Source organism: Pectobacterium atrosepticum, assembly GCF_000740965.1.
Lineage (GTDB): Bacteria > Pseudomonadota > Gammaproteobacteria > Enterobacterales > Enterobacteriaceae > Pectobacterium > Pectobacterium atrosepticum.
On sequence record NZ_CP009125.1, the window covers coordinates 658,117 to 680,414 of the forward strand.

The 22,298-nt window shown below is 51.5% G+C and carries 20 protein-coding genes and 1 tRNA gene; 17 read left to right on the plus strand and 4 right to left on the minus strand.

The window, feature by feature from the left end; genetic code table 11:
- Positions 1 to 111: 111 nt before the first annotated feature.
- The 12 genes from GZ59_RS22565 (at position 112) to GZ59_RS03005 (ending at position 13,081) form a co-directional block, all read left to right on the plus strand.
- On the plus strand, positions 112 to 450 hold the full coding sequence (locus tag GZ59_RS22565; RefSeq protein ID WP_226302319.1) for a response regulator transcription factor: 339 nt from the start codon (positions 112 to 114) through the stop codon (positions 448 to 450).
- Between the two features lie 310 nt (positions 451 to 760).
- A tRNA-Met gene (locus GZ59_RS02960) sits at positions 761 to 837 on the plus strand.
- A gap of 217 nt (positions 838 to 1,054) precedes the next feature.
- Positions 1,055 to 1,507 carry a ribosome maturation factor RimP gene (gene rimP / locus GZ59_RS02965; protein ID WP_011092321.1) on the plus strand — a complete coding sequence of 151 codons (453 nt, stop codon included), beginning with the start codon at positions 1,055 to 1,057 and terminating at the stop codon, positions 1,505 to 1,507.
- Between the two features lie 21 nt (positions 1,508 to 1,528).
- Complete coding sequence (nusA, locus tag GZ59_RS02970; protein ID WP_011092322.1) at positions 1,529 to 3,058, plus strand: transcription termination factor NusA; 1,530 nt, start codon at positions 1,529 to 1,531, stop codon at positions 3,056 to 3,058.
- A 25-nt stretch (positions 3,059 to 3,083) separates the two neighbouring features.
- A complete protein-coding gene (gene infB, locus GZ59_RS02975) occupies positions 3,084 to 5,786 on the plus strand; it encodes a translation initiation factor IF-2 (protein WP_011092323.1) in 2,703 nt (900 codons plus the stop codon).
- A 74-nt stretch (positions 5,787 to 5,860) separates the two neighbouring features.
- Positions 5,861 to 6,259 (plus strand): 30S ribosome-binding factor RbfA, encoded by a 399-nt coding sequence (gene rbfA / locus GZ59_RS02980; protein ID WP_005971529.1) that lies wholly within the window; start codon positions 5,861 to 5,863, stop codon positions 6,257 to 6,259.
- Entirely contained in the window at positions 6,259 to 7,203 is a 945-nt protein-coding gene (truB, locus tag GZ59_RS02985) for a tRNA pseudouridine(55) synthase TruB (RefSeq protein WP_039289972.1), read from the plus strand. Before rbfA ends, truB begins: the two co-directional genes overlap by 1 nt.
- Positions 7,204 to 7,324: 121 nt before the next feature.
- Positions 7,325 to 7,594: a 30S ribosomal protein S15 gene (rpsO, locus tag GZ59_RS02990; protein WP_005971532.1), complete on the plus strand. Its 270-nt coding sequence runs from the start codon at positions 7,325 to 7,327 to the stop codon at positions 7,592 to 7,594.
- A 249-nt stretch (positions 7,595 to 7,843) separates the two neighbouring features.
- The gene (gene pnp / locus GZ59_RS02995) at positions 7,844 to 9,964 is read left to right on the plus strand and encodes a polyribonucleotide nucleotidyltransferase (RefSeq protein WP_039289974.1); all 2,121 of its coding nucleotides are present in this window, start codon (positions 7,844 to 7,846) and stop codon (positions 9,962 to 9,964) included.
- Positions 9,965 to 10,099: 135 nt separating this feature from the next.
- Complete coding sequence (nlpI, locus tag GZ59_RS03000; RefSeq protein ID WP_011092326.1) at positions 10,100 to 10,984, plus strand: lipoprotein NlpI; 885 nt, start codon at positions 10,100 to 10,102, stop codon at positions 10,982 to 10,984.
- A gap of 110 nt (positions 10,985 to 11,094) precedes the next feature.
- A complete protein-coding gene (gene yrbN / locus GZ59_RS24030) occupies positions 11,095 to 11,166 on the plus strand; it encodes a protein YrbN (protein ID WP_368858821.1) in 72 nt (23 codons plus the stop codon).
- On the plus strand, positions 11,159 to 13,081 hold the full coding sequence (locus GZ59_RS03005) for a DEAD/DEAH family ATP-dependent RNA helicase (RefSeq protein ID WP_039289975.1): 1,923 nt from the start codon (positions 11,159 to 11,161) through the stop codon (positions 13,079 to 13,081). Before yrbN ends, GZ59_RS03005 begins: the two co-directional genes overlap by 8 nt.
- Before the next feature lie 112 nt (positions 13,082 to 13,193).
- Here the strand turns inward: GZ59_RS03005 and GZ59_RS03010 are convergent, their stop codons facing one another.
- The 3 genes from GZ59_RS03010 to ubiU form a co-directional block, all read right to left on the minus strand.
- The gene (locus tag GZ59_RS03010; RefSeq protein ID WP_039294678.1) at positions 13,194 to 14,201 is read right to left on the minus strand and encodes a luciferase-like monooxygenase; all 1,008 of its coding nucleotides are present in this window, start codon (positions 14,199 to 14,201) and stop codon (positions 13,194 to 13,196) included.
- Between the two features lie 165 nt (positions 14,202 to 14,366).
- Positions 14,367 to 15,245 carry a U32 family peptidase gene (locus tag GZ59_RS03015; protein WP_039289977.1) on the minus strand — a complete coding sequence of 293 codons (879 nt, stop codon included), beginning with the start codon at positions 15,243 to 15,245 and terminating at the stop codon, positions 14,367 to 14,369.
- An 11-nt stretch (positions 15,246 to 15,256) separates the two neighbouring features.
- Positions 15,257 to 16,252 carry a ubiquinone anaerobic biosynthesis protein UbiU gene (ubiU, locus tag GZ59_RS03020; RefSeq protein WP_039289979.1) on the minus strand — a complete coding sequence of 332 codons (996 nt, stop codon included), beginning with the start codon at positions 16,250 to 16,252 and terminating at the stop codon, positions 15,257 to 15,259.
- A gap of 356 nt (positions 16,253 to 16,608) precedes the next feature.
- Here ubiU and ubiT point away from each other — a divergent pair, with 356 nt between their 5' ends.
- Both ubiT and GZ59_RS03030 read left to right on the plus strand, forming a co-directional pair.
- Complete coding sequence (gene ubiT, locus GZ59_RS03025) at positions 16,609 to 17,133, plus strand: ubiquinone anaerobic biosynthesis accessory factor UbiT (protein ID WP_011092330.1); 525 nt, start codon at positions 16,609 to 16,611, stop codon at positions 17,131 to 17,133.
- Positions 17,127 to 17,669 carry a GNAT family N-acetyltransferase gene (locus tag GZ59_RS03030; protein ID WP_011092331.1) on the plus strand — a complete coding sequence of 181 codons (543 nt, stop codon included), beginning with the start codon at positions 17,127 to 17,129 and terminating at the stop codon, positions 17,667 to 17,669. The genes ubiT and GZ59_RS03030 overlap by 7 nt, the downstream gene beginning before the upstream one ends.
- On the opposite strand, the gene GZ59_RS03035 is transcribed toward GZ59_RS03030, so the two are convergent.
- On the minus strand, positions 17,653 to 17,964 hold the full coding sequence (locus GZ59_RS03035) for a GIY-YIG nuclease family protein (protein ID WP_039289982.1): 312 nt from the start codon (positions 17,962 to 17,964) through the stop codon (positions 17,653 to 17,655). The two genes, GZ59_RS03030 and GZ59_RS03035, sit on opposite strands and share 17 nt — an antisense overlap.
- Before the next feature lie 773 nt (positions 17,965 to 18,737).
- On the opposite strand from GZ59_RS03035, the gene deoC reads away from it, so the two are divergent.
- The 3 genes from deoC to deoB all read left to right on the plus strand — a co-directional run bounded on the left by deoC (position 18,738) and on the right by deoB (position 22,288).
- Positions 18,738 to 19,517, plus strand: a complete 780-nt coding sequence (gene deoC, locus GZ59_RS03040) for a deoxyribose-phosphate aldolase (RefSeq protein WP_039289985.1) — start codon at positions 18,738 to 18,740, stop codon at positions 19,515 to 19,517.
- 129 nt (positions 19,518 to 19,646) lie between these two features.
- The gene (deoA, locus tag GZ59_RS03045; protein WP_039289989.1) at positions 19,647 to 20,975 is read left to right on the plus strand and encodes a thymidine phosphorylase; all 1,329 of its coding nucleotides are present in this window, start codon (positions 19,647 to 19,649) and stop codon (positions 20,973 to 20,975) included.
- A gap of 89 nt (positions 20,976 to 21,064) precedes the next feature.
- Positions 21,065 to 22,288, plus strand: a complete 1,224-nt coding sequence (deoB, locus tag GZ59_RS03050; protein WP_039289991.1) for a phosphopentomutase — start codon at positions 21,065 to 21,067, stop codon at positions 22,286 to 22,288.
- Positions 22,289 to 22,298 lie beyond the last annotated feature (10 nt).

A 22,298-nucleotide genomic window follows, 5' to 3' on the forward strand; every position in this document is an offset into this window, starting at 1 on the left:
TTTAAGAATTCATTGCGTTGGTTTTTTATACATTTATGAAATTATTACGCCATTATGGTTTATTTCGAATACCATTATTGTTGATAATGGTATTCCTCCGTGGTTTCTTATGTGAAACACCATGTTATTGGAGTCATTCTTAAAACATCACCCTTCGATTCCATTGCTCAGGCATTAAAAACAGTATCGATGGGTATGGTCTGCTTGCCGGATGATGGGGTGGTTTATGAGGGATGGAGTGTAGATAACAGCGTAAAAGGCAAACTCCGTGAAAGACAACATGAAGTTTTGCAACTGATTGTATCAGGCGCTTCTAATAAGCAAATTAGTCGGACATTAAACATCAGCGCAGGAACCGTTAAGTCACATTTGGAGTCGATTTTCAGACGGCTTAATGTGCGTAATAGAACGCAGGCTGCGATCGTGTTGTTAGAAGAAGAACGAAGATAAGTTTTATTCATTGCATTATTTATATTTAGTTATTGTCTGATTTAAGCATTAGGGAATCTTCATCGCGTTATCTCTTTCTGCCGCCCTAGCAGTGAGTCTTTCCTCAATGGTCGGCCAGCTTTGTGGCTAGCGTGACAGCACAAGATCGGTCCACAAAAAGTGGAATATCTATTGCGTGATGGCCGCTGCCAGGCGACCCGCGGATGTTGACAAAGGAACGTATTCCGCGTATAAAAATTGCCTTCGAACCAATCCTATGGATAACTTGCATTTATGCAGTTGTCAGCGTAGTATTTGCCACGTTTTCGGACGCGGGGTGGAGCAGCCTGGTAGCTCGTCGGGCTCATAACCCGAAGGTCGTCGGTTCAAATCCGGCCCCCGCAACCACTTAACTTCCAGTAAAGTGTTTTTTCAAATACGTCTTCACTCAATTTCTATCTCTTTTTGCAGTGATTTTTGAAAAAATCCTTCACCGAAAGTTATGCCGCGTTTGTAAGCGGTATTAGGGTCCAGTTGCATAAAGCCCCGATTTATCGGGGTTTTTTGTTATTTGGCAACAAACAACTGGGCTATTAGGCCCTTTTTTTATGTCTTGGGGGTGGACTTGTCCACATTAGAGCAAAAATTAACAGAGATGATTTCAGCACCCGTTGCTGCATTAGGCTACGAATTGGTTGGGATTGAGTTCATCCGTAGTCGCCAATCGACGCTGCGTATCTATATTGATAGTGAAGACGGGATCACTGTTGATGATTGTGCTGATGTCAGCCACCAAGTCAGTGCGGTATTGGACGTAGAAGATCCAATCACTGTCGCCTATAACCTGGAAGTTTCGTCTCCAGGTCTTGAGCGTCCCTTATTCACGGCGGCACATTATCTGCATTTCGTCGGAGAAGAGGTGGCAGTGGTGCTGCGTATGGCAGTCCAGAATCGCCGTAAATGGTTGGGTGTGATCAAAGCTGTTGACGGCGAAATGATCACCATAACAGTGGAAGGCAAAGATGAAGTATTCGCACTGAGCAACATTCAGAAAGCGAATCTTGTACCCCACTTTTAAAGTTTGGATGAGGCAACTAGGATGAACAAAGAGATTCTGGCTGTTGTTGAAGCAGTTTCCAATGAGAAATCCCTTCCGCGCGAGAAGATTTTTGAAGCGTTGGAAACCGCACTGGCGACAGCGACCAAGAAAAAATACGAGCAGGAAATTGATGTACGCGTCAGTATTGATCGCAAAACGGGCGATTTTGATACCTTCCGTCGTTGGTTAGTGGTGAATGAAGTCACTCTGCCAACTCGCGAAATTACGCTTGATGCTGCGCAATTTGAAGATCCTTCTCTTGATGTTGGCGGTTACGTTGAAGATCAAATCGAATCCGTAACCTTTGACCGTATTACGACGCAAACAGCAAAACAGGTTATCGTACAGAAAGTTCGTGAAGCTGAACGTGCGATGGTTGTTGATCAGTTCCGTCAACAAGAAGGCGAAATTATCACCGGTGTCGTGAAGAAGGTAAACCGTGATAATATTTCGCTTGAAGTCAGACCAATCGATGGTTCTAACACCAGTGCAGAAGCGGTAATTGGCCGTGAAGATATGCTGCCTCGTGAAAATTTCCGCCCTGGCGACCGTATTCGTGGCGTACTGTACTCTGTTCGTCCCGAAGCTCGCGGTGCTCAACTGTTTGTCAGCCGTTCCCGTCCGGAAATGCTGGTTGAACTCTTCCGCATTGAAGTGCCAGAAATCGGTGAAGAAATTATCGAGATTAAGGCAGCGGCCCGCGATCCGGGTTCACGTGCGAAAATTGCAGTGAAGACGAATGACAAGCGTATCGATCCTGTCGGTGCTTGTGTCGGTATGCGCGGTGCGCGTGTACAGGCCGTTTCCAGTGAACTGGGCGGCGAGCGTATTGATGTCATTCTGTGGGATGACAACCCAGCACAGTTTGTGATCAATGCAATGGCACCTGCTGATGTGGTATCGATCGTCGTTGATGAAGATACCTACACGATGGATATCGCTGTTGAGTCGAGCAATCTGGCTCAGGCGATTGGTCGAAACGGGCAGAACGTACGTCTGGCTTCCCAACTGTTGAAACAGCATCGTTCAGAAGATCGTTGGGAACTGAACGTGATGACAGTGGAAGATCTTCAAGCCAAGCATCAGGCCGAAGCACATGCTGCAATCGACGTCTTTACCAAGCACCTTGATATTGATGAAGAGTTTGCGACTGTGCTGGTTGAAGAAGGTTTCTCTTCACTTGAAGAATTGGCCTACGTGCCAATCAAGGAACTGTTGGCTATCGAAGGCTTTGATGAAGAAACCGTTGAAGCATTGCGTGAACGTGCTAAAGCTGCATTAACAACGCTGGCACTGGCGCATGAAGAAAGCCTTGGTGACGGTCAACCTGCTGAAGACTTGCTTAGCTTGCCTGGGCTGTCGCGTGAGTTGGCGTTCAAGCTTGCTGCGATCGGTGTTTGTACGCTGGAAGATCTTGCTGAACAGGGCGTTGACGACCTGACAGATATTGAAGAGCTCAATGATGAGCAAGCGGGCGAATTGATTATGGCCGCACGTAATATCTGTTGGTTTGGCGACGACAACGAATAACGAACTGTAGCAGGAAAGGAACAGCATGACAGATGTAACCGTAAAATCGCTGGCCGCAGAGATTCAAACTCCGGTTGACCGCCTGGTACAGCAGTTTGCTGATGCGGGAATGACCAAGTCTGCATCGGACTCTGTGACCCAGCATGAAAAAGAAACGTTATTAGCGCATTTGAACCGCGATCGCGGTAATGCGCCGAGTAAATTGACGCTGCAACGCAAAACGCGCAGCACGTTAAATGTCCCTAGCACTGGCGGTAAAAGTAAGTCGGTGCAGATCGAAGTCCGCAAGACACGCACTTATGTAAAACGCGATCCGATTGAGGCCCAACAGGCTGAAGAGGAAGAGCAGGCACGGCGTGAAGCGGAAGAACAGGCACAACGTGCCGCTGAAGAGCAGGTTAAACGCGAGGCCGATCTGCGCGAAACTGCTGAGAAAGCGAAGCGTGCTGCCGACGAGCAAGCCAAACGTGAAGCCGCCGAAAAAGCTAAGCGTGATGTAGCGGAAAAAGAAAAAGTGACGAACCAACAAAACGAAAATATGACCAAGCCAGCTCAGTCTGAGAAAGCGAAACGCGAAGCGGAAGCTGCCGAACTTAAGCGTAAAGCAGAAGAAACTGCACGTCTTAAAGTTGAAGAAGAAGCACGTCGTATTGCTGAAGAAGCTCGCCGTATGGCTGAAGAAAACGCCGGGCGTTGGGAAGCGGAAAGCGCGACTAAACCTGAAGAATCTGCCGATTATCACGTGACGACGTCTCATCATGCCCGTGAAGCGGAAGATGAAAACGACCGTCAGGTTGAAGGTGAACGCCGTACTCGCACCCGTGCTGCTAAAGTAACCAAGCAGAAGAAAGGCAATCGTCAGTCTGAGTCTAAAGCTGACCGTGAAGAAGCGCGTGCTGTTACCCGTGGCGGTAAAGGCAAGCGTAAGCCAAGTTCACTGCAGCAGAGCTTCAATAAGCCTGTTCAGGCGGTTAACCGTGATGTTGTGATTGGTGAAACCGTTACTGTTGCTGAACTGGCTAACAAAATGGCAGTTAAAGGCTCTCAGGTCATCAAAACGATGATGAGACTGGGTGCGATGGCAACCATCAACCAGGTCATCGACCAGGAAACCGCGCAACTCGTTGCGGAAGAGATGGGCCATAAAGTCATCCTGCGTCGTGAGAACGAGCTGGAAGAAGCCGTAATGAGCGACCGTGACATGGGTGTTGCTGCGGAATTCCGCGCGCCGGTCGTGACCATCATGGGTCACGTCGACCACGGTAAAACCTCTCTGCTTGACTATATCCGTTCAACCAAGGTAGCAGCAGGCGAAGCGGGTGGTATTACCCAGCATATCGGTGCTTACCACGTTGAAACAGACAACGGTATGATTACGTTCCTGGATACACCGGGACACGCCGCGTTTACCGCAATGCGTGCTCGTGGTGCTCAGGCTACGGATATCGTGGTACTGGTTGTGGCGGCAGATGATGGCGTGATGCCTCAGACAATCGAAGCTATCCAGCACGCGAAAGCGGCGCAGGTTCCTGTTGTTGTCGCAGTAAACAAAATCGATAAGCCTGATGCCGATCCAGACCGTGTGAAAACCGAGCTGTCTCAGTACGGTATCATGCCGGAAGAGTGGGGCGGTGAATCTCAGTTTGTCCACGTATCCGCTAAAGCTGGTACGGGTATCGACGAACTGCTGAATGCGATTCTGTTGCAGGCCGAAGTTCTGGAACTGAAAGCTGTCCGCAGCGGCATGGCAAACGGTGTAGTGATCGAATCCTTCCTGGATAAAGGTCGTGGCCCGGTTGCAACCGTACTGGTTCGTGAAGGTACGCTGAATAAAGGCGATATCGTTCTGTGCGGCTTTGAATATGGCCGTATCCGTGCGATGCGTGATGAGTTAGGTCGTGAAATTACGTCCGCAGGTCCTTCTATTCCTGTAGAAATTCTCGGTATGTCCGGTGTCCCTGCCGCAGGTGATGAAGCCACGGTTGTTCGTGACGAGAAGAAAGCACGTGAAGTTGCCTTGTATCGTCAGGGTAAATTCCGTGAAGTCAAACTGGCTCGTCAGCAGAAATCTAAACTGGAAAACATGTTTGCTAACATGACAGAAGGTGAAGTTTCTGAACTGAACATCGTTCTGAAATCTGACGTTCAGGGCTCTTGCGAAGCGATTTCCGATTCACTGCAGAAACTGTCTACTGATGAAGTGAAAGTGAAGATCGTCGGTTCCGGTGTGGGCGGTATCACAGAAACGGACGCCACGCTGGCAGCGGCATCGAATGCGATTATCCTTGGCTTTAACGTTCGTGCAGATGCATCAGCTCGCCGCGTAGTTGAAGCGGAAAGCTTGGATCTGCGTTATTACTCCGTCATCTATGATTTGATCGACGAAGTGAAACAGGCGATGAGCGGTATGCTGGCGCCGGAATATAAGCAAGAGATCATCGGTCTGGCCGAAGTACGTGACGTCTTTAAATCACCGAAATTTGGCGCTGTCGCTGGCTGTATGGTGACTGAAGGTATCGTTAAACGTCACAACAAGATCCGTGTACTGCGTGACAACGTGGTTATCTATGAAGGCGAGTTGGAATCTCTGCGCCGCTTTAAAGATGACGTTAACGAAGTCCGTAACGGTATGGAATGTGGCATCGGCGTGAAGAACTACAACGACGTTCGCCCAGGCGATATGATCGAAGTCTTTGAAACGATTGAGATCAAACGTACGATCGCGTAATCCGTTTTCAGCGACGACGTAAGTGATTCGTAAGGGGGGCCTAGTGCCCCCCGATTTTTACTGGAGGATTTATCATGGCAAAAGAATTCAGCCGCACCCAGCGCGTTGCGCAGGAAATGCAAAAAGAAATCGCCATTATCATTCAACGTGAAGTGAAAGATCCGCGCATCGGCATGGCGACCGTATCCGGTGTCGAAGTGTCTCGCGATTTAGCGTATGCCAAGGTCTTTGTGACCTTCCTGAATGATAACGAGCCAGAGCAAGTTAAAATAGCGGTGAAAGCACTGCAAGATGCGTCTGGCTTTATCCGTATGATGATCGGCAAAGCAATGCGCCTGCGCGTTGTTCCAGAATTGACGTTCTCCTATGACAACTCATTGGTTGAAGGGATGAGAATGTCCAATCTGGTGACCAATGTGGTCAGAAATGATACGGAACGTCGTTCTGTTACGGGTGAAGATCAGGAGGATTAATGAGTCGTCCTCGTCGCCGTGGCCGTGATGTACACGGCGTATTGTTATTAGATAAGCCGCAGGGCGTGTCGTCTAATGATGTTTTGCAGAAAGTAAAACGGATTTTTAACGCTAACAGAGCGGGACATACGGGTGCGTTGGATCCATTAGCAACCGGTATGCTGCCGATTTGTCTTGGGGAAGCGACGAAGTTTTCTCAATATTTGCTGGATTCTGATAAACGCTACCGTGTCATTGCTCGGCTTGGGCAACGAACCGACACCTCTGATGCCGACGGTAACGTGATCGAAGAACGTGCTATTGGTTTTTCTGCTACGGATCTGGAACTCGCACTGGAGAGCTTTCGCGGCACCACGCAGCAAGTGCCATCCATGTACTCGGCGCTGAAATATCAGGGGCGTAAGCTGTATGAGTATGCACGTCAGGGGCTGACGGTTCCGCGTGAAGCGCGTGAAATCACCGTGTATGAACTTCAGTTCATTCGCTGGGAAGGTGATGAGCTGGAACTGGAAATTCACTGCTCGAAAGGGACGTACATCCGTACCATTATTGACGATCTGGGTGAACAGTTGGGCTGTGGCGCGCATGTGATTTACCTGCGCCGCTTGCAGGTTGCTATTTATCCTACCGAAAGAATGGTGACGCTAGAGCAGCTAGCGGCATTGGCCGAGCAGGCTCAGACGCAAGAGCACTCACTTTCGCTGAGCCTTGATTCGTTGCTCATGCCGATGGAAAGCCCGGTTATTGATTTCCCTGAAGTGAATTTGCCGCTAGTTGTTGCAGGCTATTTGAAGTTGGGACAAGCCGTTCAGGCAGCGAATGCGCCGTTGAACGGCATGGTGAGGATCACCGAAGGTGATGCGCACAAATTTATCGGAATGGGCGAAATTGACGGCGATGGCCGCGTTGCACCACGGCGTTTGGTTGTTGAGTTTCCGGTGTAAATCCGCCCGTTGCTGCCTTGCTATCGCAGAATGCTGAAGGTAGAATAGCGCGGCTTGACTATTGGGTGGCTGAATTAGAGATCGGCGCCTGTTTTTTTATCTATAATGTTGGAGTATTACAATGTCTCTAAGTGTTGAAGCTAAAGCTAAAATCGTAGCAGACTTCGGTCGTGGCACTAACGATAGTGGTTCTACTGAAGTTCAGGTTGCTTTGCTGACTGCGCAGATCAACCATCTGCAAGGCCACTTTTCTGAGCACAAAAAAGATCACCACAGCCGTCGTGGTCTGCTGCGTATGGTTTCTCAGCGTCGTAAGCTGCTGGACTACCTGAAGCGTAAAGATGTAGCACGTTACACCAGTCTGATCGCGCGTCTGGGTCTGCGTCGCTAAGTCTTCTGCGTTTCAGTGGGAAGGGGCCTCTTTTGGCCCCTTTCTTCTAGGAAGCATTAGCAAAACAGAGTAGTGTATTGTTGTTAATAGGATCTTTCATTACAGAGGTTCGCGCGGCTAATGAGAGGCTTTATCTGCATAAGCAAGATAAGGGTTGTCATTAGTCGTGAGAATGTAGTGCAAAGGTCGGGAGTTCACTGGTGCGTTTATCTTGAATACGTGTAACGCGCCCCAGCTAAGGATATTATTTTGCTGAATCCGATCGTTCGTAAGTTTCAATATGGTCAGCATACCGTCACATTAGAGACAGGTATGATGGCACGCCAGGCAACCGCCGCTGTGATGGTAAGCATGGATGACACAGCGGTATTCGTTACCGTTGTCGGCGCTAAAAGCGCTAAACCCGGCCAAAGTTTCTTCCCATTGACGGTTAACTATCAGGAGCGTACCTACGCTGCTGGACGTTTCCCCGGTGGTTTTTTCCGCCGTGAAGGTCGTCCAAGTGAAGGCGAAACGCTGACTTCCCGTCTGATTGACCGTCCGATTCGCCCTCTGTTCCCAGAAGGCTTCCTGAATGAAGTTCAGGTGATTGCGACTGTGGTTTCCGTCAACCCACAGGTTAGCCCTGATATCGTTGCTATGATTGGTGCTTCTGCGGCGCTGAGCCTGTCTGGTATCCCGTTCAGCGGCCCTATCGGTGTTGCACGCGTCGGTTACCTGAACGACCAGTATGTCCTGAACCCAACGACAGATGAACTGAAAGAAAGCCGTCTGGATCTGGTCGTTGCAGGTACACAAGGCGCCGTTCTGATGGTGGAATCCGAAGCTGAATTGCTGAGTGAAGATCAGATGCTCGGTGCGGTGGTTTTTGGCCACGAGCAACAGCAAATCGTTATCGAAAACATCAACTCACTGGTTGCAGAAGCTGGCAAACCGAAGTGGGAATGGCATGCGCCAGAAGTTAATGTTTCTTTAGAGCAGCGCGTACAGGCTCTGTCTGAAGCACGTTTGGGTGACGCTTACCGCATTACCGAAAAACAAGAGCGTTATGCACAAGTTAACGTTATCAAAACTGACGTTGTTGCCGCTCTGCAAGCCGAAGATGAAACGCTGAATGCCGGTGAGATCCAGGAAATTCTGGGCAACATTGAGAAAAACGTTGTGCGTGGCCGTGTACTGGCTGGCGAACCGCGTATCGATGGCCGTGAAAAAGACATGATTCGTGGTCTGGATGTGCGTACTGGCGTACTGCCGCGTACCCACGGTTCTGCATTGTTCACCCGTGGTGAAACGCAGGCATTGGTAACTGCAACGCTGGGTACTGAGCGTGACGCGCAGAATATCGATGAACTGACCGGTGAACGTACCGATCGCTTCCTGCTGCACTACAACTTCCCTCCGTACTGTGTCGGCGAAACCGGTATGGTTGGTTCGCCTAAGCGCCGTGAAATCGGTCACGGTCGTCTGGCTAAGCGCGGCGTGTTAGCTGTAATGCCAAAGGCGAACGAATTCCCGTACACCGTGCGTGTGGTGTCTGAAATCACGGAATCTAACGGTTCTTCTTCCATGGCGTCTGTCTGCGGTGCTTCTCTGGCGCTGATGGATGCAGGTGTGCCAATTAAATCAGCCGTTGCGGGTATCGCGATGGGTCTGGTGAAAGAAGGCGACAACTTTGTTGTGCTGTCCGACATTCTGGGTGACGAAGACCACCTAGGCGATATGGACTTCAAGGTTGCTGGTAGCCGTGAAGGTATCACCGCGCTGCAAATGGATATCAAGATCGAAGGGATTACTCGTGAGATCATGCAGGTTGCTTTGAATCAAGCCAAAGGTGCGCGTTTGCACATTCTGGGTGTGATGGAGCAGGCAATCAGCACGCCGCGTGGCGATATCTCCGAATTTGCACCACGTATTCACACCATCAAAATCAGTACCGATAAGATTAAAGACGTGATCGGTAAAGGTGGTTCTGTGATTCGTGCGCTGACGGAAGAAACGGGCACGACTATTGAAATTGAAGACGATGGTACTGTGAGGATTGCTTCAACCGACGGCGAAAAAGCGAAACACGCGATTCGTCGTATTGAAGAGATCACTGCCGAAATCGAAGTCGGCCGCGTGTATCAGGGTAAAGTTACCCGCATCGTTGATTTTGGTGCTTTCGTTGCTATCGGCGGCGGTAAAGAAGGCTTGGTGCATATTTCTCAGATCGCAGACAAGCGCGTAGAGAAAGTGACTGACTATCTGCAGATGGGTCAGGAAGTGCCGGTCAAGGTTCTGGAAGTTGATCGTCAGGGCCGCGTGCGCTTAAGCATCAAAGAAGCCAATCCGCAAACTCAGGAAGCGGCAGCCCCGTCTTCTGAGGAATAACGACTGTTAAAACGGTCTTATGGCACCTTGCCTGATTATGGCAAGGTGCTGCGTGTATCGTAAGGATATGGATGTCCTTGCGTTGAGCGGTCCGGGACAGGATGTTCATCCAATGTTTGTCTTCGGGAGTGGGAAATGAAGCCTTTCTTGCGCTGGTGTTATGTTGCAACAGCACTCATGCTGGCAGGATGCAGCAACACGGATTGGCGTAAAGACGCAGTATTGGCGATTCCGTTACAGCCGACTTTACAGCAGGAAGTGATCCTGGCACGCATGGAACAAATCCTTGCAAGCCGGGCATTAACCGATGATGAGCGAGCACAGCTATTATATGAGCGCGGAGTGCTGTATGATAGTCTCGGGTTACGGGCATTAGCGCGGAATGATTTTTCACAAGCGCTGACTATCCGCCCTGATATTCCAGAAGTTTTTAACTATTTGGGTATCTATTTAACGCAGGCAAGCAATTTTGATGCTGCCTATGAAGCGTTTGATTCTGTACTAGAGCTTGATCCAACTTACAATTACGCGCGTTTAAACCGTGGCATCGCTTTGTATTATGGCGGTCGCTATCTGTTAGCGCAGGATGATCTGCTGGCGTTTTATCGAGACGATCCGAATGATCCTTTCCGTTCGTTATGGCTGTATCTTGTGGAGCGAGAAATCAATCCAGAGACGGCCAAAATTGCGTTGAAGAAACGCTATGACGACGTCAAGAAAGGGCCTTGGGGATGGAATATTGTCGAATTCTACCTGGGCAGTATCAGTGAAAAAACACTGATGCAGCGTTTACAGGAAGAAGCTACGAATAACACTTCGCTCGCTGAGCATCTCAGTGAAACTGACTTCTATTTAGGTAAGCACTACCTAAGTCTGGGGGACAAGAACACCGCTTTGGCGCTGTTCAAGCTGACGGTTGCCAACAACGTCCATAACTTTGTTGAGCACCGCTATGCATTGTTGGAATTGGCGCTATTAGGCCAAGAGCAAGACGACCTATCAGGATCGGACCAGCAATAGCTGACGAACACTTAATCAGCCTGAAAAACTTCGGTTATCACCTTCACGGGTGAGGGCTTTTTTGTTCGCTTTTTAATCCAATTTGAGCCGGTTCACACTTTTCAATGAAAATGACTGAAAATTTTCACGACAAGTTATGTAGACTGGCCGCCATGTCTAATGAGGCACGTGTACATGACTGATTTATTTACTTCTTTTTCCGATTTGGGGCTGTCTGCTCCTATTATTAATGCCCTGACCGATCTGGGCTATGAAAAACCATCGCCGATTCAGGCTGAATGTATTCCTCACCTGCTGAACGGTCGCGATGTGCTGGGTATGGCACAGACCGGCAGTGGTAAAACTGCGGCTTTTGCTCTGCCATTACTCAATAATTTAAAACCTGAGTTAAAAGCGCCGCAGATGTTGGTGTTGGCTCCAACCCGTGAACTGGCTGTTCAGGTTGCTGAAGCTTGTAGTGATTTTGCCAAGCATATGCACGGCGTTAACGTTGTTGCACTGTACGGCGGCCAGCGTTATGACGTTCAACTGCGCGCTTTGCGTGGTGGAGCACAGATTGTTGTTGGTACTCCAGGTCGTCTGCTGGACCACCTGAAACGCGGTACGCTGGATCTGTCCAACCTGAGTGGTCTGGTACTGGATGAAGCTGATGAAATGCTGCGTATGGGCTTCATCGAAGATGTTGAAAACATCATGGCTCAGATCCCTGCTACGCATCAAACTGCACTGTTCTCTGCAACCATGCCAGAAGCGATTCGCCGCATTACGCGTCGTTTCATGAAAGATCCACAGGAAGTTCGCATCCAATCAAGCGTGACTACGCGTCCAGACATCAGCCAGAGCTACTGGACGGTGCAAGGTATGCGTAAAAATGAAGCGCTGGTTCGTTTCCTTGAAGCTGAAGATTTTGATGCGGCGATTATTTTCGTTCGTACCAAGAATGCTACGCTGGAAGTGGCCGAAGCGTTGGAACGTAGTGGTTATAACAGTGCCGCGCTAAACGGTGACATGAACCAAGCGCTGCGTGAGCAAACGCTGGAGCGCCTGAAAGATGGTCGTCTGGATATCCTGATTGCGACCGACGTTGCGGCGCGTGGTCTGGACGTTGAGCGTATCAGTCTGGTAGTCAACTACGATATCCCGATGGACTCCGAGTCTTACGTGCACCGTATTGGTCGTACCGGTCGTGCTGGTCGTGCTGGTCGCGCATTGCTGTTTGTAGAAAACCGCGAGCGTCGCCTGCTGCGCAACGTTGAACGCACAATGAAGCTGGCGATTCCTGAAGTGGAATTGCCAAATGCGGAATTGTTGGGGCAACGCCGTCTGGCTAAATTTGCTGCAAAAGTACAGCTACAGCTGGAAAGCAGCGACTTGGATATGTACCGCGCTCTGCTGACGAAGCTGCAACCGCAGGAAGAGCTGGATATCGAAACGCTGGCTGCTGCTCTGCTGAAAATGGCGCAGGGTGAACGTCCTCTGATTCTGCCGCCGGAACCGGCATTCCGTCCTCGCCGCGAATTCCGCGATCGTGATGAGTCTCGTAGTGATTCACGTGGCGATCGTCGCCGTGAACCCCGCGATGCTCGCGATGCTCGCGATTCCCGTGAACCCCGTGACGGTGACCGTCCACAACGCCGTGAGCGTCGTGAGTCGGGTGAAATGGAACTGTATCGTATCGAAGTGGGTCGTGATGACGGTGTTGAAGTACGTCATATCGTTGGTGCTATCGCCAACGAAGGTGATATCAGCAGCCGCTACATCGGTAACATCAAGCTGTTCGGGTCTCATTCGACGATCGAACTGCCGAAAGGTATGCCGGGCGACCTGCTATCACACTTTACCCGCACGCGTATTCTGAACAAACCAATGAATATGCAATTGCTGGGTGATGCAGTAGCACAGCCAGAACGTCGTGGCGGCAGCCGTCCTGCTGGTGCTGGTACGGGTGGTGAACGTCGTGATGGCGCAGCTCCACGTCGCTCTTTCGGTGGTGGTGAACGCCGTGAAGGTAACGCTAACGGCGGTGAGCGTCGTGAACGTTCTGTCAACCGTGATGCGGCACCGCGTGCTCCACGTCGTCGTCCTGCTGACGCGTAAGCTTCAATACAATTTGTTTTAATGCGGATTGTTTCAACGAAATAAGCTGCAATGCAAAACGACCCGTTCACGGGTCGTTTTTTTTTGGCTGCAATAAATCTATCTATATATGTCAGAGCGTCTTCTGCACATCCATCGCAATTTCAAAAGATTGTAAACGTGCTTGATGGTCAAAGATCTGACCATTAATCATCACTTCATCTGCCTGAGTTTCACGCAAAAGACTCTGTAACCCATGACGGACTTTCGTGCGATCGCCGACAATCGACAGCCGTAAGGCTTGCTCAGTGCCAAACTGTTCGGCAGGTGACCCGACTGTGCTGATGTTTTCTACTGGTGCGGGCAGCGGGCCCGGTGTGCCACGGCGTAGGTTGATGAACTGTTGCTGCATCGAAGTGAAGAGGAAGCGTGCATCCCGATCGCTATCGGCTGCAACCACATTGATGCAAACCATCGCGTAAGGCTTGGCGTGGGTGGCTGAAGGGACAAAATTCTCACGGTAGAGGCGGAATGCTTCCAGCAACATATCGGGTGCAAAATGGGCAGCAAAGGCGAAAGGTAAACCCAGTCTTGCTGCCAGCTGTGCACTGTACAGGCTAGAACCCAGTAGCCAGATCGGAACGTGTAAACCTTGTCCTGGGACGGCCTGTACTGCCTGACCCGGTTGTGCATCAGCGAAGTAGCGCTGTAGTTCCTGCACATCGCGTGGGAAATCTTCGATATCGCCATTAAGGTGACGACGTAGTGCCATCATGGTGCGTTGATCGGTCCCGGGTGCGCGGCCTAATCCCAAATCGATACGGCCAGGATACAGCGATTCCAATGTACCGAACTGCTCGGCGATGACGAGCGGCGAGTGGTTCGGCAGCATAACTCCACCAGAACCGAGACGGATGCGCTGCGTACCCGAAGCAAGATAGCCGAGAAGCACCGATGTTGCTGCACTGGCGATACCGGTCATGCTGTGGTGTTCCGCTAGCCAATATCGGTGATAGCCCCATTTTTCTGTATGTTGTGCCAGATCCAGCGAGCGATGGAAGGCGTCACGTGCTGTCGCACCTTGCGGAATCGGCGCAAGATCGAGGACGGAAAACACAGCGGATTGAGAAGGTGTGGACATAATATGGCTCACTTTGTTGTTCACTGACTCTACCTTGTCGATAGATGCTAACGCTGTCAGTCAATGATGAAAGTCAGAGCAGTATGATGGAATGTCGCGGTTATACGTAGTTCAAAGGTGCGCTTAGGAAGGAAAGGGCGGTTGGCCGCCCTGACAGGATGTGAGTTATTGAACGAGCTCAAGGCCGGCGACGCGACGCCAGTAGCCGTTACAATCGGCCTGATTTTGCAGCGTTAATGGCATATTGCCTTGTTCGTTGGCGCGGAAGGTATCCAACATAGCCGGAGTGGTGATGTCGTTTGGAGACAGCCGGACAATATCGACCAAATCCCGCATTGACGTCAGCTCGTTGCCGAGGTTGTAGCAATAGCCGCTTTGCGTCTGGATGCCATTGAGGACAAAGACCTGCTGATTCTCCTGCGACAGCATTTTCCTGCCTTGCGGGTAGCTAAGGCAGCAGGTTTCGCATTCATCTTTCGGCCGATCTTCTGAGCGGGCGGTGAAGCAACGTGCGGAATAGGCTAATGGCAAATGGCCATAGCTGAGCACTTCCACTTCAAACTGATGGCGAAAACCAAGCTCTTCACACTGGTTCAGCAGGTTTTGTAGCCAGTCACGAGAGAGTTCGACCGGCATGCACCAGCGCACCATGCCTTGTTTGTGCAGCACACGTAGGGTGTACGCGTTGTAGCAGTTGAGCGCGTGTCCGGCGACAAATGGCAGGTTGCGTTCGGCTGCGATGTTGACTGCGCCCAGATCGTTAGCTTCCAGCAAGAACTCGCCATTTTCCACATAGCGTCTTAACTCCGTGAGTTCAGACGGTGCCTGTAAGAGTGCCAAGGTAGAGATCACCACCTGCTTGCCGCTGTTGGCGACTTCGCGGGCAACGTGGAACCAGTCCGCCACTTTCATCAGACGGCGCTTGCTGCACACCGTTTCGCCGAGATAAACGATATCGGCGCTGCTGTTCACCGCGGCCTGATAAAACGCCTCGACGTCTTCTTTCGGCCAATAGTAGAGGATATTGCCTAATGCGTATTTCATATGTTCTCCTGCTACTGCCATTTACGATGATACGCGCCAAGCGTGGTCTGCGTGCCTTCTGCCACTGCGCCTAATGCATCCATCCAAGCCTGAGTGGGTACGAATGTCTCAGGATTGGCACGGCAGCGATCAATAGCCTGTCGCCATACCTGCGTAATCTGGCTGACGTAGGCCGGGCTGCGCTGGCGACCCTCTATCTTCACGGAGGCAATATTGGCAGCGATCAGTTCAGGCAGAAGCTCCAGCGTGTTCAGGCTGGTTGGTTCTTCCAGTGCATGGTAGCGCTGCCCATCGACCAAATAGCGGCCTTTACACAACGTGGGATAACCGGCGTTTTCATCGTCCTGATAGCGGTCGATCAGGATATTGTTCAGACGCGATTCCATGCCGTTTTCCGTCTGCTGCCAGCGTACAAACCGCGCAGGCGAGCAGGCACCCACGGTATTCGGTGATTCGCCCGTCAGATAAGAAGAGAGATAGCAGCGTCCTTCCGCCATGATGCACAGGCTACCGAAGGCGAAAACTTCGAGCGGCACTGGGCTGGTGCGAGCGATTTGCTTCACCTGATGAATGGACAGCACGCGCGGCAGCACGATACGTGAGACATCGAAATGACGATGATAGAAACGGATCGCTTCAGTGTTAGTTGCGGAAGCCTGAACCGACACGTGGCGCTCGATGTCTGGATAGCGCTCGGCGGCATATTCCAACATGGCGAGGTCGGCGAGGATCAGCACATCGGCGCCGACCTGCGCGGCCATATCCACGGCGCGCTGCCAGCGTTGATAGCCGTTCGGGTGAGCAAACGTATTGATGGCGATATGCAGTTTACGCCGATGGCGGTGCACGTACTCACGTGCTTCCTGTAGTTTCTTATCGGTAAAATTCAGCCCGGCAAAATGACGTGCGTTGGTGTCATCTTTCAGGCCGATATAGACCGCATCCGCGCCATTATCGATGGCCGCTTTCAGTGCTGGCAGATTACCAGCGGGGCAAAGCAATTCCATATACAATCCTTCATTAATCCCTTCGGAGCCGTAGCGGCTCGGTACGATCAATGATGTTCAGACTGATGACCGCTTTTATGACGGGCGTTCTGCCTGCCGCCTTTGTGGGCCGTCGTAAGCGATTATTTATCAGTCGATGAATGTTGTTAACGATTGGAAATTTTAATTAACCCATCAGGTAAGGACTTTGATTTAAGGCAGTGAATGGTGCTAATCGTCGCGCAAGGACAAAATCTGTTGGGCATAATCGGATAAGCGACTAAATTATTGACATAGACCTCTGCCGCTTGCGGTGGATGTGGCAAAATGTTTGCAGATTATCTGAACAGTCAGATTGCTTTAAGAGGAGTACGCCAGTGTTGGAAAAACTACGAGCGCAGATTGTGCGTCAGGGACCGAGCTTATTAGGTAAGCCACTCAAGTTCACTCCCTTTGCGCTACAGCGTCAGGTTTTGGAACAGATGTTGGGCTGGCAGTTCCGTCAGGCGCTGGAAGAGGGCGATCTGGCATTTCTCGAAAGCCGCTGGCTGAAAATTGAAGTGCGTGATGTCGGTTTGCAGTGGTTTATGACGCTGCGTGAGGGGCGTCTGGTGGTAAGCCACGATGAGACGCCAGATGTCAGCTTCAGTGCGGATGCAAACGATCTGATTTTGATCGCCGCGCGTAAAGAGGATCCCGACTCGCTGTTTTTCCAACGTCGTCTGCGCATTGAGGGCGACACCGAATTAGGTTTGTATGTGAAGAACCTGATGGATGCCATTGAGCTGGAGGCTATGCCTGCGCCACTGCGTATTGGTCTGCTACAACTGGCGAACTTTGTTGAAGCTGGCTTACAGGAGGGCGTAGTGCAAACAACGAATCACGCGCCAGTATCATGCTAGTTCGGGTGGAAATTCCCGTTGATGCGGCAGGGATCGACAGCTTATTGCGTCGTTCTTTTCCTACGGGTGCAGAAGCCGATCTGGTGCATCAACTGCGTGAAGACGGCTTATTGACGCTTGGCGTCGTGGCAACCGACGATGAAGGTGGCGTGGTGGGCTACGCCGCATTCAGCCCAGTGCTGATCGAAGGTGAGGATCGGCAGTGGGTAGCGCTTGCACCGTTGGCGGTAGACGAAAGTCTGCGTCGACAGGGCGTGGGTGAGAAGCTGGTCTACGAAGGGTTGGATGCGCTGAATGAATTTAGCTATACCGCCGTTGTTGTGCTGGGTGAGCCTGCGTACTATTCCCGCTTTGGTTTCGTTCCGGCTACGGAGCACCAGTTGCATTGTCGCTGGCCGGACAGCGAATCGACTTTTCAGGTCTACCCACTGGCGGACAATCAGGTTGCCGGTGAAGAGTCGTCTGAAGGCGAAAGTGGATTTGAAGATGCCATCGGGCTGGTTGAATACGCCGAGCCGTTTAACCGCTTTCTCTAGCTGAGAGCGTATCAATACAAAGCGCCTGAGGCTGGTCTTGTACCAGCCTTTCTTTTTGGTTTTTGCTTAACTGCTTAATGCGGTATTCCAGCTTAAGTGCATTTGAACGATCGCCTGCCAGACAGTGAAACACTAGCGTCAACTCCCCTTTCCCCCGCAGTGCTTTTGCCCCTTTTCCTGCTTGATGTTGATTCATGCGACGGCTGACATCCGTCGTGATACCGGTATACAGCGCCCCGGCGACCGTGCGAAGTATGTACAGATACCAGCGGGAGTGTTCGGCGTGTTCAGTCATGATTTTGTCTGCGGTTTCTCGGAAGCAGTCTTATTGGCAGTCAGTGTAGGGTGCTTATCTTGTTACGTGAAGTAGCACGTCGCTGTTGTGAAACGGATTGCAACCTCCCGTAAGGAAATAATTTGCCTGCTCTGCCACAGTTTCTCCCTGTACTTAGGGAGAAGCCGCTATGCTTATTCTATACCCGTCATACTTCAAGCTGCATGTGCGTTGGCTGCGTTCAGTCACCCGAATCACTTACTTGAGTAAGCTCATCGGGACTCCTTCGCTTGCCGCCTTCCTGAAACTTGAATTATTTAGGGTATATATATGACTTCAACCAGAAGCATTGGGCGATCTGCGACTGTGTGCTGCCGCCTCTTTATTCATTTATGAAGGGCGGAGCTGGTCGACAAGGCTATCAGCGCTATTCCCCAGCTTGGCCTTATTCTGGGCAGTATGTGTGATAAAAATCACATATAATCATTATCTATTGCATTTCTCTTACATCAAGTGTGAATGAATGCACAAAATAGTCCGGCATGGCGTGTTCAAATATCTGATATGTCCACGTGTATAAAGCGTTTCTTTCGATATCGTTCTTTCGGTGTTGAAATAATCACAGGATGAAGGGTAGAGGAAGGTTGACTGCGGCGAGAAGGATCTCGGTGCCGCTACAGGTTGTTTCTCCTGAGCGCTATCTTCAAGGAACCAAGTCCGCTCGCCAAACGTACTGGTTTTACACCAGTTAATGTTCAGGGCCGGTTAGACCGGCTGACGAGTTGGAGAGTTGTATGACCAAGCTGACCACGGCCGCGCAGCGCGCGCTGGCGTTGATGGATTTAACCACGCTGAATGAGGATGATACGGATGAAAAAGTGACGGCACTCTGCCGTCAGGCAAATAGCCCGGCAGGAAAAACTGCTGCTATCTGTATCTATCCACGTTTTATCCCCCTGGCGAAAAAAATCCTGCGTGAGCAGGGTACGCCGGATATCCGTATTGCGACGGTGACCAACTTCCCGCACGGCAATGATGATGTTGACATCGCTGTTGCAGAAACCAGAGCGGCGATAGCCTATGGCGCTGATGAAGTTGATGTCGTATTCCCTTACCGAGCACTGATTGCAGGCAATGCGCAAATTGGTTTTGAGCTGGTGCAGGCATGCAAAGCCGTATGTCAGGATGCCCACGTGCTGCTGAAGGTGATCATCGAGACAGGCGAGCTGAAACAGGAAACGCTGATACGTCAGGCGAGCGAGATTGTCATTGATGCGGGTGCCGACTTCATTAAAACCTCAACCGGTAAAGTGCCGGTGAACGCGACGCCGGAGAGTGCCTCGATCATGCTGAAGACGATCCGCGATAAAGGCGTGGGTGAGTATGTCGGCTTTAAAGCCGCTGGCGGCGTGCGTAACGCGGAAGACGCCGCCATTTATCTGCAACTGGCGGACGATATCATGGGCGCTGAATGGGCGAATGCGCAGCATTTTCGCTTTGGCGCATCCAGTTTGCTGGCGAGCCTGCTGACAACGCTCGGACACGCGGCAGCGGCCCCACAGGGCAGCTACTAATCATGCGGCCACGGCGCACTATTTTATTCGTGACATCATGTTGTTGATGGCTGCATTGGTCCACAACAGCAAGTGTGCTCGCAGCGACAGTCTGCTGAGCCATATCAGAATTCATCAGGAGTACAGACCTTGTTTCTGATTCAAGAAATTATTCGTAAGAAGCGTGATGGAAAAACTCTGAGCGAAGAGGAGATCCGCTTTTTTATCAACGGTATTCGTGACAATACCGTCTCTGAAGGTCAGATTGCCGCTCTGGCGATGACCATTTACTTTCACGACATGTCGATGGATGAGCGTGTGGCGCTGACGTTGGCGATGCGTGACTCCGGTACAGTGCTGAACTGGAAGAGCCTGAACCTGAACGGACCGCTGGTGGACAAACATTCTACCGGCGGCGTAGGGGATGTTACCTCGCTCATGCTGGGGCCGATGGTCGCCGCTTGTGGTGGCTACGTCCCGATGATCTCTGGGCGTGGGCTTGGACATACTGGCGGCACGCTGGATAAGCTCGAAGCGATTCCGGGACTGGATATTTTTCCGAACGATGAAAATTTTCGTCGCATCATCCAGCAGGTTGGCGTCGCGATTATTGGGCAGACCTCATCGCTGGCTCCGGCGGATAAACGCTTTTACGCTACCCGTGATATTACCGCTACGGTCGATTCGATCCCGCTGATTACGGCGTCGATTCTGGCGAAGAAGCTGGCCGAAGGGCTGGATGCGTTAGTGATGGACGTTAAAGTGGGTTCCGGGGCGTTTATGCCGACCTATGAGCTGTCCGAACAGCTGGCGCAGGCGATTGTCGGCGTAGCAAATAACGCAGGATGCCGCACCAGCGCATTATTGACGGACATGAATCAGGTGCTGGCCTCCAGCGCGGGTAATGCGTTGGAAGTGCGGGAAGCCGTGCGTTTCCTGACGGGAGAGAGCCGCAATCCACGCCTGTATGATGTTACTATGGCGCTATGTGGCGAGATGCTTCTAGCGGGCGGACTAGCAAGCTCGGCGGACGACGCGCATTCACGTTTGCAGGCCGTGTTGGATAACGGCAAAGCCGCCGACGTCTTTGGCCGCATGGTCGCCGCACAGCGTGGACCGGGCGATTTTGTCGAACACTACGATCGTTACCTGCCGGTGGCGACGTTAAGTAAGCCGGTGTTCGCGACGCGTGAAGGCATTGTGACCGCGATGGATACCCGTGCTCTGGGCATGGCGGTCGTGTCGCTGGGCGGCGGACGTCGTCAGGCCTCGGATACGATCGATTACAGTGTCGGTCTGGATAGCATGATTAGCCTGGGTGAACGCGTTGACGCGCAGCGCCCGCTGGCGGTGATCCACGCCAATACGGAAGCGCAATGGCAGCAGGCGGCGAATGAAGTCCGAGCTGCGATCCAACTGGGCGATACGGCACCAGAAAAGACTCCGATGGTCTATCGTCGGGTGAGTGCGGAAGCGTGATTGCGTAGGGTTGGCGATAGATAACCTTGAATTGATTTTCCCCTGCCGGTAGGCAGGGCGTGAGCGCATCGCTGCGCAGGAGAGAAAGAATGAAACGTGTACATATTATGATTCTCGACTCGTTCGGGATCGGCAGCAGTGCTGATGCAGAACGCTTTGGTGATGTCGGTTCGGATACACTGGGCCATATTGCTCAGGCGTGTGCGGCGGGAAAGGCGAATAAAGGGCGCAGCGGCGCGCTGCATTTGCCAAATCTGAGCCGTCTGGGTCTAGGTAAAGCCGCCGAAGCCTCAACGGGAACGTTCCCAGCAGGGCTGGATGAAAACGCAGACATTATCGGTGCTTACGCGCACGCCAGTGAAATTTCTTCGGGTAAAGATACACCGTCTGGTCACTGGGAAATTGCCGGTGTGCCTGTCCTGTTCGACTGGGGCTATTTTAAAGATGAAGAAAACAGTTTTCCGCAGGAACTGCTGGATAAACTGGTGAAGCGCGCCAATCTGCCAGGCTATCTGGGCAACTGTCATTCTTCCGGTACGGTGATTCTGGATCAACTGGCTGAAGAACATATGAAAACGGGCAAGCCGATTTTTTACACTTCTGCGGATTCGGTGTTCCAGATTGCCTGCCATGAAGAGACGTTCGGTCTGGATAAGCTGTACGAGCTGTGTGAAATTGCCCGCGAAGAGCTGACTGAAGGGGATTACAACATCGGGCGAGTGATCGCGCGTCCGTTTATCGGTGACAAACCCGGCAACTTCGAGCGTACTGGCAACCGTCACGATCTGGCCGTTGAACCGCCAGCGCCGACCATCCTGAAAAAGTTGGTGGATGAAAAAGGCGGTGAAGTGGTTTCCGTCGGTAAAATTGCGGATATCTACGCGCAGGTCGGTATCACGAAGAAAGTGAAGGCGACCGGCATCGATGCGCTGTTTGACGCCACGCTGAAAGAGATGGATAGCGCGGGCGACAACACGATCGTGTTTACCAACTTTGTGGATTTCGACTCCGCCTACGGGCACCGCCGCGATATTCCGGGCTATGCGGCTGCGCTGGAGCTGTTCGATCGCCGTTTACCCGAGCTGATGTCCCGCGTGACGGGCGATGACATCCTGATTTTGACTGCCGATCACGGCTGTGATCCGAGCTGGCACGGGACCGATCATACCCGCGAAAACGTACCGGTGTTGATCTATGGGCCGAAAGTGAAGCCGGGGTCATACGGTCACCGTGAAACCTTCGCCGATATCGGGCAGACGGTCGCAGCCTACTTTGGCCTGTCGCCTATGGACTACGGTAAATCGATATTGTAAAAACACCGTT

Bases quoted from the DNA above. Each gene is read 5' to 3' on its own strand.
- infB (WP_011092323.1), top strand. From the start codon at position 3,084: ATGACAGATGTAACCGTAAAATCGCTGGCCGCAGAGATTCAAACTCCG.
- GZ59_RS03010 (WP_039294678.1), bottom strand. From the start codon at position 14,201: ATGTCCACACCTTCTCAATCCGCTGTGTTTTCCGTCCTCGATCTTGCG.
- rbfA (WP_005971529.1), top strand. From the start codon at position 5,861: ATGGCAAAAGAATTCAGCCGCACCCAGCGCGTTGCGCAGGAAATGCAA.
- deoC (WP_039289985.1), top strand. From the start codon at position 18,738: ATGACCAAGCTGACCACGGCCGCGCAGCGCGCGCTGGCGTTGATGGAT.
- GZ59_RS03005 (WP_039289975.1), top strand. From the start codon at position 11,159: ATGACTGATTTATTTACTTCTTTTTCCGATTTGGGGCTGTCTGCTCCT.
- GZ59_RS03030 (WP_011092331.1), top strand. From the start codon at position 17,127: ATGCTAGTTCGGGTGGAAATTCCCGTTGATGCGGCAGGGATCGACAGC.
- deoB (WP_039289991.1), top strand. From the start codon at position 21,065: ATGAAACGTGTACATATTATGATTCTCGACTCGTTCGGGATCGGCAGC.
- rpsO (WP_005971532.1), top strand. From the start codon at position 7,325: ATGTCTCTAAGTGTTGAAGCTAAAGCTAAAATCGTAGCAGACTTCGGT.
- nlpI (WP_011092326.1), top strand. From the start codon at position 10,100: ATGAAGCCTTTCTTGCGCTGGTGTTATGTTGCAACAGCACTCATGCTG.
- nusA (WP_011092322.1), top strand. From the start codon at position 1,529: ATGAACAAAGAGATTCTGGCTGTTGTTGAAGCAGTTTCCAATGAGAAA.
- ubiU (WP_039289979.1), bottom strand. From the start codon at position 16,252: ATGGAATTGCTTTGCCCCGCTGGTAATCTGCCAGCACTGAAAGCGGCC.
- GZ59_RS03035 (WP_039289982.1), bottom strand. From the start codon at position 17,964: ATGACTGAACACGCCGAACACTCCCGCTGGTATCTGTACATACTTCGC.
- truB (WP_039289972.1), top strand. From the start codon at position 6,259: ATGAGTCGTCCTCGTCGCCGTGGCCGTGATGTACACGGCGTATTGTTA.
- GZ59_RS03015 (WP_039289977.1), bottom strand. From the start codon at position 15,245: ATGAAATACGCATTAGGCAATATCCTCTACTATTGGCCGAAAGAAGAC.